Raw genomic sequence first — 11,582 nt, 5'->3', positions numbered from 1 at the left:
GCTCATGGAAAGGACTGGACGAAGTAGAACATGCCACATTGAACTGGGTGGACTGGTTCAACAATCGAAGACTACTGGGTCCGATTGAGGATATTCCACCCGTAGAGTATGAAAATATGTATTATCAACAAGCCGAGTCTGCTGCCGCATGACTCAAATAAAAATCCCTCCGAAAAACTCGGGACGATTCAATTAAGATTTTCTAAACCTATGTCTCATAATGATTTTTACAAGAAAATTGAATCATTTGCTATGCTCTATATTAAGTTTGTTGGCTGTTCACTTAAGAAGTTGGTAGTTAATTGAATTCAGCATCTACATATTCTATAGAGGGTGGGGTAAATTCATGAGTACAAAAGAATGGATATATCGCTCGGATACTCAATATGAAACGACTTTGTATCAAGATGTATTTTCTGATGAGAACAAAGTAAACACAGCAACATTATCTATTGAGAATCCTACTACGTTTTCTGTGAGCTATTCAGAAAACAATAATTCAAATGGTATTGGGCATTTGACAGTGAAAATTCCTGTGTCTGTCCTCGATGAAATGGCGATAGCTTGGTGTAAACAGCGAAAGCTCCAAGGGGCCTTGGGTGGTCCAGTTGGACAAGAATGGGGTTCTCCAGATGCTGATTATGATTAGTTTTTATCAATGAATCTGCATGATCGGATACAAGAATTAATAAGAGAACAACATGGGTATGGTCACAATGGGATTCTGTTTTCATTCTCACTTAAGTTATGCAAAAAAATTGATGAAGCATCAAAGCATGACTCTTTCGCTAAGAAAACCTTAAACGAGATATTGAAGTTGCTTAAAAACTATAAAAAGGACTGTGACTCTTACAAAAAGCGTGTCTATTTGTTTTCAGCTAAACCATTGATCTATATTCAGACTAATTTTTCCCAGTAGTAAAAGTCAGCCCATGTTTTTGTAGTAAAAGTCGAGCTTAAGCGTGGTTTGATAGTAAAAAAATGTCTTAAAAGATGTGATACTTCTTTTGGGGTATTAAAATTAATATGTAACTATGAGACTTAGTTTGTTGCAATGAATATCTGGATTTTACCGAGATTATTAATGGCATTAAGACTTAGTTAAGATCAGATAGAGCAGAGCATGGTTGTGTCGGATCTATTATCGATTTTCCTTTATATTCATAAGTTCAAGTATCAAGTTAAATAGTAAATCATGGCTTATTGATTTGTCTTTGTTTGCTATCGTATTTTCCCAATCAAAATTATTTTCATGTTTAAAGCTATCAGATAACCAGATTAGCATCGGAACATGTTTTTGGGCTTCAGGAGCAATTCGATAGGGCAGTCCGTGGAGATATACACCGTTTTCCCCCAGAGATTCACCATGATCAGAGACGTATAGGAGCCCTACATTATATTTAGACTCAAGGGTCTTTAATGATTCAATGGTTTCAGAAATTAGTTCATCCGTAGCTAAAATACTGTTGTCATAAGCGTTAATGATCTCTTGTTGTGTACACTTTTGCAGTTGATTTGTTTCACATTCAGGGAAAAATTTCTTTTGGCTTACTGTACTACGTTTAAAATATTCCGGGCCATGGCTACCTAACTGATGCATGACGATAAATGCATCTTTTGAAGGCGGTATTGAAGCTACTTTAATTTCAAATGCTGGAATTAATTCCAAATCACTACATTTCTCACCATCACAATCAATAATATCTTGAGTAGGAATACGGTCACACATCCCTTTACAACCTGAATTGTTATCCAACCAAGTTACATCAACGCCTGCTCGTTGAAGAATGTCGAGTACATTGTCACTATTTTTGGCTATATCAGCATCATAACTTGCCTGATTAAGGTATGAAAACATGCATGGAACAGAGATAGCTGTTGCCGTTCCGCACGAAGCAACCTCACTAAAGTTCACCATTGAATCAGGAGCATTATCTAGCAGTTGCAATAGCTTTGGTGTTGTATTTCTATGATAACCATTGAGAGTGAAATGATCTGCCCTTGCCGTTTCGCCTACGATCATTACAAATAAATTTGGTTTAATTTTATTAATTGGTGTAGTTAACTTTGCATTCAATGCTACCAATTGAAATTCAGTTGGAAAAGCGGAGGCTACTATTTTTTCCCCGACAGAAATACTTGCTGAAATGGCATTGAATGGCACGGCTAGATGCTTAACTTCACGGTGATTTCTAAAAAAGGAAGAAAGTTCTTTGTAGTTAAACTGTAAAAATCCTGCGAGGAGGATAAAAGTTATTATTAGAAGTGTGAGCCATACTTTTAGTTGATGTCCAAAACCTCCCCATTGTATATTCATTTTTTTGTTAATCATGGCAGGTATAAACAAAAACAATACTAAATGAAAAAATAATCCGGTCCCAATCAAGCCTTGAGTTTCATTCCAATCCGTTTCAACCACATTTTGCAGCATATCCTTATCAATGAGGATGCCATACTTCATCATGAAGTAGCTGCTAAAGGCCGAAATAGTAATTAGTATCAGGAGCCAACCTTTTAACAGTCTTTTAAACGAGAATAATGAAACCAATATAAGATTCATCATAAAACTAAGAGCGACTATCTTAAATTGTAGCGATGGCTCAAAAGCGTTAAGTTGATTGAATAGAAAATAAAATATAGGTAAATTGTAAGCAACAGTGATAAATAGTGATGACAAAATTATATATACCCAAGATGGGATTGCTATTGAGTTACTAATCGCTATATAAAATGTATTACTTTGTAAATAAGATGAAGATTTTTTTGCGAGAGATAACATTGTTAAATTTCACTTATAAAGTTATTAACTCCCACTCTATAAGTTGAATCTTAAAAAATGCTTAAATCTAATTTATTGGCAATATTATTTTTACTTCAAACTGTTCTTTTTGCTGTGTGAAAGTGATTTGGCCTTGATGTAAATCAATAATCATCATTACTATCGATAATCCGAGTCCAGCCCCTGCAATATGCTGGTGCTGGCTATGCCTATAAAAGCGTTCTCCCAAACGATCAGACTCCGTAATAATGTTGTTATTGTTTTTAATTGTAATTAGAATATTATTTTCTGGAGCATTTGTTACTTCAATTTCAACTACTTGTTCTTGCTCTGAATATTTGGCCGCATTATCCAATAAATTTCGCATCACTATTTGCAGTAAAGATGGATCACCATAAACTTCACAATTTCTATCAATCTTAGTTGACCAGCTTACTTTCTCTAATTGATGGATTGATAGCTGTGACATGCTTTGTTCAAGCAAATCATTCACATTAAGCCTTTGAGGAGCGAGTAGAGAAGACTGCTCAATTCTTGCCATAGCAAGTAATTGATTGACCAGATGAACCATCCTTTTACTGCCAGTATCGATTGCCGAAATTGCTTGTTGTTTTTCTTGTTCGGTTAAATCCGAGTTGAGATTTTGAGCATGTAATTGAAGAATACTTAGCGGTGTTCTAAGTTCATGTGATGCATCGATGATAAATCTTTTTTCTTTATCAAGATAAAGAGTTATCCTTTTTAACAAACCATTAATGGCTACTTGTATTGGTTTTAATTCACTGGGCAAGTTGGTGTGAACTTCAGTTAACTTTTCAGGTTTTTTATCTCTTAACTGTTGGCTTAAGTGACTAAGTGGTCTTAAACTTAGTCCAATAATAAAATAAATTAAAATACTTAATGGAATAATTAATAATAATAAGGGTCGTATTTGCGTTGCCGCCATGTGTCCACTCATTTCACTGCGAACATCTTCTCGCTGAGATGTATTGACCCAAATATCTTCGACAGGATCATACAAACTAAAGGTTATCCATTTATAATTTTTTTCCGCTATTTCATGGAAGCCTTCTGTTTTACTTTGTGCTAAAAAAGAAGTGGCATTTTCTGATAGTAATATTAACTTTTCATTACGCCATATCTGAAAAGCAATTTTGCTTTCATATTTATGCTCTGGGAACATCCTTTCTTGTGCAGAGGTAAGCTGTTCACCTGTATCAATTCTTGTGGGCACAGGGATTACAATGGGATCTTCAGAAAATTTGTTGGGGTTAACTTTATATAAGGTCCACAATAAGCGTGCAGTTTGAGCAAGCTGAGCATCATAAATCTCGTCCATTTCGTGAAGTGAGTTATGGTACGAAATTGAAGCTGTCATCCCTAATATGATGATCATCAGTAGATTAATACTAACTAACAACCATAATTTGATCGAGTTAAACGTCATATTCTTCTACTAACATATACCCAATTCCTCTTACGGTTCTAAACAAATCATTTGATAGTTTTTTTCTCAGATGATGAATATGAACTTCGGTTGCATTGCTGTCTATGTCACCCTCCCAACCATAACTTAATTCATCAAGATATTGTCTGCTTAGAATACGATTGGGGTTCATCATAAACTCCTTTAACAAAAGAAATTCTCGTTTTGTTAATATGACGCTCTGACCGTTATATTCACAGTCATGAGTCTGTAAATCTAATCTCAAGCTTGAAATAAATAAAATATCATCCTTACGTTCCGAACTGCGTCTTACTAGTACACGAATTCTAGCTTCAATTTCACGAACATCGGTTGGTTTCACTAGGTAATCATCTGCACCATTATTTAAAGCAGCTAGCTTAATTTCGATTTGGTCCTGTGCTGTTAAGACTAAAATAGGCAGACTATGTCCATTTTTACGTATAGATTTAATTAGTGGAACAGCTGAGCCATCGGGTAATCCTAGATCCAGAATCATTAACGCAAACTCACCGTTCAAAACAGCTTGTTTAGCATGTAATCCTGTCGTGCAATGTTCTAATTGATACCCCATACGCTTTAATGCGGTTATGATCCCTAATGCTAATAGCTGATCATCTTCGATTAACAAAATTCGCAAAATATGTTTTCCTCACTTATCAAACCATTTAGGCCGTTTGTTCATCGGAATAAAGTAATTTAAAAATGACATAACTTGAGAACAAACAAATGAATAAAGTTGTGATGTCATGTGAGAGAAAATGTGCTCCCCTTAATTGTTGGCTAAAACCAAAGAGTAAGCCAAAGCCCATGCCGATTCCCAGACCATAATATCGCCAAGCTGGTTTTATCTCTCTCAACATAAAAAATAATGCGACCCAAGCATAACCGATGCTGGCATGGCCGGCGGGGAAACAGTAAGCCATGGGCAGACTATTGGATCTATGAGCGAATAAACTTAAATATGGTCTATCACCACCAAACAGATCTAAACTCCAGGGGCAATCTATGTCGGTAATTGATTTGAGATAACTGACAGCAACAAATGAAACGATTAATGACAATGTTAGTCCTTGCCATGCCCTAGCCAGGGAGGAGTATTGTTTATGTTTAACGGTGAAAAAAATGGTGATAACTAATACTGATAGCACTGCTATATAATTTAACCATCGACCACCATCATGTAAAACTTCATTGGTTAACCAATATTTTCGTAAAAGCCATTGGTGTCCCTCTAAAGCATAGATATAACCAGCAAGCTTCAGATCTCCTCCAAAATACTCTAGTCCCATCATTAAACAAAAATACACTACTAATAGTAGCCAAAAGGTATGGTTCCTATAGATAGCTTGCTTCACCATAAAATAATTAACCACGTCAAAAAAGCCGTAACCAAACTTACAAACACTGCCGCAGAACCAATATCTTTGGCCTTACCACTTAACGTATTAAACTCATGACCAATCCTGTCAACAACGGTTTCTAATGCCGTATTGAGTAGTTCAGCGACAACGATTAAAGCCAAGCTAAAGAGCAACATTACTTGCTCAACTGATGTGATATTAAGCAAAAAGGTGATTGGCACTAGAAACACAATAAGTAGGAGCTCTTGGCGAATGGCTGCCTCGCTTTCCCAGCTCGCACGTAATCCTTGGTATGAATACTGTGTCGCATAAAACAATCTTTTTAATCCCGTATAGCCCGTCTTCATTTTTTACCTCAACAAAAATTACTAGGCTCATATTATGTTCGATTTCTTAAGCAACGCTTAAGTATTGAAATTTATATTGGCCTCGAAATCTTTGCAGCTGACTACTTATATCAGCGAATAAGACGCAGTTAATGCATACGGGAAATATAAATAAATGCTAAAGAATCTAAACCGAACCTGGCTGATATTTGGGCCATATCAATTATTTATCAAAATCATGTTGCTAGGATTGTTCATCCTCTCATTATCGAGAATGGGTTTGGTGGTTTGGCAATGGGAAAGAGTTTCGGCTGTCACAGACCTTTGGACTATGTTCAGTCAGGGTGTTAGATCGGATCTGATTATTATGGGAATGTTAATGAGTCCCATAGCTCTATTACTACCAATACTTGTTAATCGATGGTTTTGGCCTGTCTCTCGGTGGATATTATTGATATGGAGCGTATTGATCCTGACGTTTATTGTTTTTATGGAGATTTCTACACCCGCTTTTATCATGCAGTATGATCTGAGGCCAAATCGTCTGTTTATTGAATATCTTAAATACCCTCATGAAGTATCTTCAATGCTATGGAACGGTTTCAGGGCTGAAGTTCTGGTAGGGAGTCTGGTAACGATATTATCGGGTTGGGGCATCACACGATTACTCAAATTACAATTCATCAACTTCAAGTTTGATTGGCCAGAATGGAAGATATGGTTGTTTTGGCCTGTCTTGGTGGTAATCCTAGCTTTGATGATCCGGTCTTCACTCGGACATCGTCCAGCAAATCCAGCATTATTTGCCAGAACTTCAGATGCCATGGTTAATAGTCTTTACATCAATTCGGCATGGTCTGTTTATTTTGCGATTTACAATATGCAGCACGAAGACAAATCCTCAGAGCTTTATGGAAAAATGTCTCATGAAGAAGTCCTTGGCACGTTGAGTCAACTCTATCCATGGATTCCAAATGATGCTGATGCAAAGAATCCTACCATGCATTTTCAGCAAGCAACTCAACACCGAGATAAACCACTCAATTTGGTAATAATTCTGGAAGAAAGCATGGGAGCAAGTTATGTTGAATCTCTTGGTGGACTGCCGGTAACACCAAATCTCGATCGATTAAAAAAAGAAGGTTGGTGGTTTGAACAACTTTATGCAACCGGAACGCGATCTGTTAGGGGTATTGAAGCGGTGGTCAGTGGTTACCTTCCGACACCGGCTAGAAGCGTTGTTAAATTGTCATTGGCCCAACAGAACTTTTTCACACTTGGTGGTTTATTAAAACAACAGGGCTACTTTACTGAATTTATTTACGGTGGAGAGTCTCATTTTGACAATATGGCCAGCTTCTTTATTGGCAATGGCTTCGAATCTGTCATTGATGAGCGTGATTTTGAGGATCCAATCTTTACAGGTAGCTGGGGTGTGTCTGATGAAGATTTACTCAATAAAACACATCAACGTCTTTCGGAGTTAAATGCTAAAAATCAACCATTTTTGAGTTTTGTTTTTACCTCTAGCAATCACACACCTTTTGAATATCCTGATGGTCGTATTCAACCTTATGACCAGCCTAAGCAAACGGATAACAACACAGTTAAATATGCTGATTACGCATTAGGAGCGTTTTTTGATAAAGCTAAACAAAGTGATTATTGGGATAACACACTGTTTCTCGTCGTGGCAGATCATACTAATCGGGTTTATGGCGACGATTTAGTTCCAATCTCAGGGTTTCATATCCCAGCATTAATAGTCGGTGCTGATATGGAATCAAAGCAAATTAAAACTGTGTCCAGTCAAGTTGATTTAGCGCCTACATTGTTATCTTTAATGGGGGTTTCTGCGAATCATCCGATGATTGGACGCGATTTAACCATTGAGTCAGAACAGCTTTCACCTGGCCGCGCCATGATGCAATTTGCTGACTATTTTGCACTTATGAAGGGGACAGATGTGACGGTTTTAAGGATGGATCAACCATCCAAATCTGGACAATATGATCGGTTAAAACGACGTATGGAAGTTATTGGCGACGCAAGTGAGTCACAAGAGAAGGAAGCTTTAGCACACTCATTGCTACCTTCATGGCTATATCGAGAACAACGTTATGGAATCAGTGATTAACAACACTCGGATTGAAAATAACATTGGCAAAATCAATCACTGATTTTAATTAAACCGAAGTCTTTAAGACTTAACACAATGCGATTTTCCACAATATTTTATTATGTTTAAACATTAATTGAAAAATTAGTAATTGCTGATAAGCGAGGTGTCTCGACGTACTTTCCAGATCATGCTCAGGATATAATAGAGACACCACTCATATGGACATTTCTATGTTCAAACTCATATTTTGGAGACATCAATTAAGTTAAGCCTATCTTAAGTTTCAAGTCAGACAATGCTGCTTCCTTATCTGATTGAGTAAGCGGCCTATTATGTCAAACCAAACGAGCAAGCAACTTGAATTTGCTGAAAAATATAATGAACAACATGCGAAAGCCTATTTCCAGAAACACACAGATGGATTAGCAAGAAAACTGTCAAACTGGCGTGATCAACAGATCGCCAGAAAAGCCTTAAAAATAGCGGGTAATCCGACAAGCGTATTGGATGTCCCGTGTGGCACCGGACGCTTTTGGGATGTGCTGACTGAAAACCCTAAAAGGCATGTCTATGCCTGTGATAACAGTCAGAAAATGATTGATATAGGACTGCAATATCGCGAAAAACAACTCATTAAGAAAATACATACATTTAAAGCTTCTGCTTTTTCATTACCACTTAGTGACGGTTATGTTGACAATATTTTCTGCATCCGTTTATTACACCATATTGGTTATTCCGAGGATCGTCTTAAACTATTAAAAGAATTTCACCGTGTAAGTAAATCCACAGTGATTGTTTCTCTTTGGGTGGATGGTAACGTTAAAGCCTGGAAACGAAAAAAACTCGAATCGAATCGAACTAAACGCCATTATCAGAACCGTTTTGTCATACCTCAAAAGACTATTGAAAAAGAATTCAACGAGGCTGGTTTCAGTATAAAAGCCTATCTAGATTTCATCCCGAAATACGCGATGTGGCGAACTTATATTCTCGAAAAAAATGAGAATATTTCATGTTAAACACTATCAATAGAGTCAGTTTGTTACGCTCGCCCCCTAACAAGGACAGTAATGTTTTTGAAGAACTTTGGCATATTAATACACCCTGGTTTGAAACACCCAATGTTCGTCGCGGCGGTTGGAGTGGTGTTGTCAAATGTATGATTGATAACTTTGGGAGATCAGAAAAAGTTTTTATCAAGAGGCAAGAAAATCATATGACAAGGACGCTTATGCATCCACTTAACGGTATTCCAACTTTTTTGCGTGAATACCATAACATTCAATTACTTCATGCCAAAAATATCCCAACGCTGGACGTTTTATATTTCGGTACAAAAGGTGCCAAAGCTGTTCTAGTTACCAAGGCGTTAGAAAGGTATATCAGTTTGGATAAAATTGAACTTTCAACTTTAGTACCAGAAGACAAAAAAACATTGATTTCTAGTATAGCCATAGTAATACGCCATTTACATCTACATCATTACCAACATAACTGTCTCTACCCAAAACACATCATGGTTCGTCAACGTGCAAATGGTTGGGATGTAAAACTTATCGATCTTGAGAAGATGAAATATCGTTTAGTAAAAAAATTGGCAGTCATCCATGATTTAACCACCTTTGTTCGTCATCTAAGTGAGATTTGGTCCGCGAGGGAAAAGGTATTATTTTTTCAAGCTTACTTTGAACAGCCGAAAATATCGTGTCAATCAAAAAAAATCATTAATACGGTGTGCAAAAGGATTAAATGGAAAGATGATGCTAGAAAACAATTTGAATCAGCACTCATCACTTGATTGTGATGACTAATATATATTTATCTGATATTGGGGGGGCCAGTTTTACGAAATAATATGAGGTTAAGGAGAAGTTTTACAAGTTACATTTCAAGTCTGGATTAAATGATCTTGATTAAAACATTTAGGTATTAAATTTTCTAATTTTGTGATTAGCTTTCAGTAATAACACAACTTTCAAACGTATTTTTTTCGAAACCACATTGATATAATTCTAGCTAACAAGACCCCTCCCGCTTCCCTTAGAACAGCGCACCGCGAGGGGTTACTCGTTTTTCACACTGCGATATGTGTCATCTTTCACTCGTCCTCATCAGCGTTATTATCTTTTGATATAAGTAGCCTTCTAGATGGCAAGGCTCGGATTAAACGTTGACGATAGTCAAAATATTTTTTATCGGATAAAAGTTCCAACAGGTCATTAGAGACTGCTAAGTAAGAACGAAGTTCTGCTGCCTCCAATGCTGGTAGATTCATTAAAGCACGCTGAATAAGAAGTTCGGTGGGATTTCTTTTCGATAAGTCTTCACGGACAAATGGCTCAATGGATACACCAAAATAATCTGCAAGTGCTTCGATCATGAAGTAATTGGGTTTTGAAATTTCATCATTTTCCAAATGCCCAATTTCAGAGTTTGAGGTACCTACTGCTGAACAAAGTTCACCTTTGTTAAGGTTCGCAATCTCTCGAAGGAATAAGAGATTGGATGATAAAAATACCTCTTTTCTGTTGTTCATCGTCACGAAACCATGAAACAAAACAAGTATTTTAATTTAAGCCTATCTGATGATTTTGGCAATAACCCATAAACTAGATTACAGTTTTATATTATCTGCAACCGAATTTAACCGATTTGTTAATTCAAATAGGTTGCGAAATTATGAAATTTTTTTAAATTAAAACTTTATAACACATCCGCAAAATATTGAATAATTCTAAATCTTGTGTTCATTAGATGTTTCTTATTTGTTTTTACTAGAAACTGAAATGGAGGCGGGTGATGGGGAAAATATATTCAACAACCGCACCGGGATTGTTTTCACGAGGTCCTTTTCCCATACCTCCCAGGCGAAGAATTGCCAATCAATTTCATCGATTATTTAGTATTAAAGCTGGCATGAGGACAGTATGTGTAGAGAGTCCTCTTGAAGCAGATGCCATTTATTGGGCTGAATCCGACCCTAATATTATTGAAGTATGCGAACAACCACTTCGAATCCATATGCCATTTGGTAATAGACCTTACTTTACCTTCGATATTTCTTTTAAATGGACATCGGGAAACGAATGCTTTTATGAAATAAAACCTGAATCAAGCATGGAGCGTTCATCGAACAACAATCTAATCCCTAAAAACTGGGAAGTGATTCAGGATATATGCAGGGCTAACGCTTATACCTGTCAAGTACTCTCTGATAAAACAATAAATGAAAAATCATTGGAAATAGCTAATTGGCGACGGTTACTTCCCTATGCCAGAACGGCATATGAATCAGATGAACCTTGGATAGTTGAAATGATTATTCATGTTCTTAAAGGGATTGATAAAGCCACTATTTATCAAGTTTTTGCACAGATGCCTGAGGTTTCAAATGAAAAGATTATCTGCTTTATTGCAAAGCTCATTCATCAAGGTCAGATGTCGGCAAATTTGAATAGCGCTCGCTTATCAGGTATGACCACCCTCAGCTTGATCAATCATGATGATTAACGGATTTTTGTGA

The 11,582-nt window shown here is 36.7% G+C and carries 11 protein-coding genes and 1 pseudogene; 6 read left to right on the top strand and 6 right to left on the bottom strand.

The window, feature by feature from the left end; translation table 11 throughout:
* Nucleotides 1-2: 2 nt before the first annotated feature.
* Both Q7A_RS09565 and Q7A_RS09560 read left to right on the top strand, forming a co-directional pair.
* A pseudogene (locus Q7A_RS09565) lies at nucleotides 3-152 on the top strand (IS3 family transposase); the annotation flags it as partial.
* 194 nt (nucleotides 153-346) lie between these two features.
* Nucleotides 347-649, top strand: a complete 303-nt coding sequence (locus tag Q7A_RS09560; protein WP_014707145.1) for a hypothetical protein — start codon at nucleotides 347-349, stop codon at nucleotides 647-649.
* Nucleotides 650-1,141: 492 nt separating this feature from the next.
* Here Q7A_RS09560 and Q7A_RS09550 read toward each other — a convergent pair whose 3' ends face one another.
* The 5 genes from Q7A_RS09550 to Q7A_RS09530 all read right to left on the bottom strand — a co-directional run bounded on the left by Q7A_RS09550 (nucleotide 1,142) and on the right by Q7A_RS09530 (nucleotide 5,955).
* Nucleotides 1,142-2,779 (bottom strand): phosphoethanolamine transferase, encoded by a 1,638-nt coding sequence (locus Q7A_RS09550; RefSeq protein ID WP_014707144.1) that lies wholly within the window; start codon nucleotides 2,777-2,779, stop codon nucleotides 1,142-1,144.
* Nucleotides 2,780-2,846: 67 nt separating this feature from the next.
* On the bottom strand, nucleotides 2,847-4,175 hold the full coding sequence (locus tag Q7A_RS09545; RefSeq protein WP_202971527.1) for an ATP-binding protein: 1,329 nt from the start codon (nucleotides 4,173-4,175) through the stop codon (nucleotides 2,847-2,849).
* A 40-nt stretch (nucleotides 4,176-4,215) separates the two neighbouring features.
* Nucleotides 4,216-4,884 carry a response regulator gene (locus Q7A_RS09540; RefSeq protein WP_014707142.1) on the bottom strand — a complete coding sequence of 223 codons (669 nt, stop codon included), beginning with the start codon at nucleotides 4,882-4,884 and terminating at the stop codon, nucleotides 4,216-4,218.
* 28 nt (nucleotides 4,885-4,912) lie between these two features.
* Nucleotides 4,913-5,605: a phosphatase PAP2 family protein gene (locus Q7A_RS09535; RefSeq protein ID WP_014707141.1), complete on the bottom strand. Its 693-nt coding sequence runs from the start codon at nucleotides 5,603-5,605 to the stop codon at nucleotides 4,913-4,915.
* Complete coding sequence (locus Q7A_RS09530) at nucleotides 5,599-5,955, bottom strand: diacylglycerol kinase (RefSeq protein WP_041354509.1); 357 nt, start codon at nucleotides 5,953-5,955, stop codon at nucleotides 5,599-5,601. The genes Q7A_RS09535 and Q7A_RS09530 overlap by 7 nt, the downstream gene beginning before the upstream one ends.
* A 358-nt stretch (nucleotides 5,956-6,313) precedes the next feature.
* Here Q7A_RS09530 and Q7A_RS09525 point away from each other — a divergent pair, with 358 nt between their 5' ends.
* The 3 genes from Q7A_RS09525 (at nucleotide 6,314) to Q7A_RS09515 (ending at nucleotide 9,857) form a co-directional block, all read left to right on the top strand.
* The gene (locus Q7A_RS09525) at nucleotides 6,314-8,071 is read left to right on the top strand and encodes an LTA synthase family protein (protein ID WP_238595898.1); all 1,758 of its coding nucleotides are present in this window, start codon (nucleotides 6,314-6,316) and stop codon (nucleotides 8,069-8,071) included.
* Between the two features lie 317 nt (nucleotides 8,072-8,388).
* On the top strand, nucleotides 8,389-9,078 hold the full coding sequence (locus Q7A_RS09520) for a class I SAM-dependent methyltransferase (RefSeq protein ID WP_014707138.1): 690 nt from the start codon (nucleotides 8,389-8,391) through the stop codon (nucleotides 9,076-9,078).
* On the top strand, nucleotides 9,072-9,857 hold the full coding sequence (locus tag Q7A_RS09515) for a lipopolysaccharide kinase InaA family protein (protein WP_014707137.1): 786 nt from the start codon (nucleotides 9,072-9,074) through the stop codon (nucleotides 9,855-9,857). Before Q7A_RS09520 ends, Q7A_RS09515 begins: the two co-directional genes overlap by 7 nt.
* Before the next feature lie 300 nt (nucleotides 9,858-10,157).
* Here Q7A_RS09515 and Q7A_RS09510 read toward each other — a convergent pair whose 3' ends face one another.
* Nucleotides 10,158-10,595, bottom strand: coding sequence for a helix-turn-helix domain-containing protein (locus tag Q7A_RS09510; protein ID WP_041354507.1), 438 nt, complete (start codon nucleotides 10,593-10,595; stop codon nucleotides 10,158-10,160).
* A 263-nt stretch (nucleotides 10,596-10,858) separates the two neighbouring features.
* Between Q7A_RS09510 and Q7A_RS09505 the strand changes: the two genes are divergently transcribed.
* Complete coding sequence (locus tag Q7A_RS09505) at nucleotides 10,859-11,569, top strand: PDDEXK family nuclease (RefSeq protein WP_014707135.1); 711 nt, start codon at nucleotides 10,859-10,861, stop codon at nucleotides 11,567-11,569.
* Nucleotides 11,570-11,582: the final 13 nt, after the last annotated feature.

The organism is Methylophaga nitratireducenticrescens, from assembly GCF_000260985.4.
GTDB lineage: Bacteria > Pseudomonadota > Gammaproteobacteria > Nitrosococcales > Methylophagaceae > Methylophaga > Methylophaga nitratireducenticrescens.
This window is presented reverse-complemented; position numbering and strand designations above follow the sequence as displayed.

Bases quoted from the DNA above. Each gene is read 5' to 3' on its own strand.
- Q7A_RS09560 (WP_014707145.1), top strand. From the start codon at position 347: ATGAGTACAAAAGAATGGATATATCGCTCGGATACTCAATATGAAACG.
- Q7A_RS09550 (WP_014707144.1), bottom strand. From the start codon at position 2,779: ATGTTATCTCTCGCAAAAAAATCTTCATCTTATTTACAAAGTAATACA.
- Q7A_RS09545 (WP_202971527.1), bottom strand. From the start codon at position 4,175: ATGATCATCATATTAGGGATGACAGCTTCAATTTCGTACCATAACTCA.
- Q7A_RS09535 (WP_014707141.1), bottom strand. From the start codon at position 5,605: ATGGTGAAGCAAGCTATCTATAGGAACCATACCTTTTGGCTACTATTA.
- Q7A_RS09530 (WP_041354509.1), bottom strand. From the start codon at position 5,955: ATGAAGACGGGCTATACGGGATTAAAAAGATTGTTTTATGCGACACAG.
- Q7A_RS09525 (WP_238595898.1), top strand. From the start codon at position 6,314: ATGAGTCCCATAGCTCTATTACTACCAATACTTGTTAATCGATGGTTT.
- Q7A_RS09520 (WP_014707138.1), top strand. From the start codon at position 8,389: ATGTCAAACCAAACGAGCAAGCAACTTGAATTTGCTGAAAAATATAAT.
- Q7A_RS09515 (WP_014707137.1), top strand. From the start codon at position 9,072: ATGTTAAACACTATCAATAGAGTCAGTTTGTTACGCTCGCCCCCTAAC.
- Q7A_RS09510 (WP_041354507.1), bottom strand. From the start codon at position 10,595: ATGAACAACAGAAAAGAGGTATTTTTATCATCCAATCTCTTATTCCTT.
- Q7A_RS09505 (WP_014707135.1), top strand. From the start codon at position 10,859: ATGGGGAAAATATATTCAACAACCGCACCGGGATTGTTTTCACGAGGT.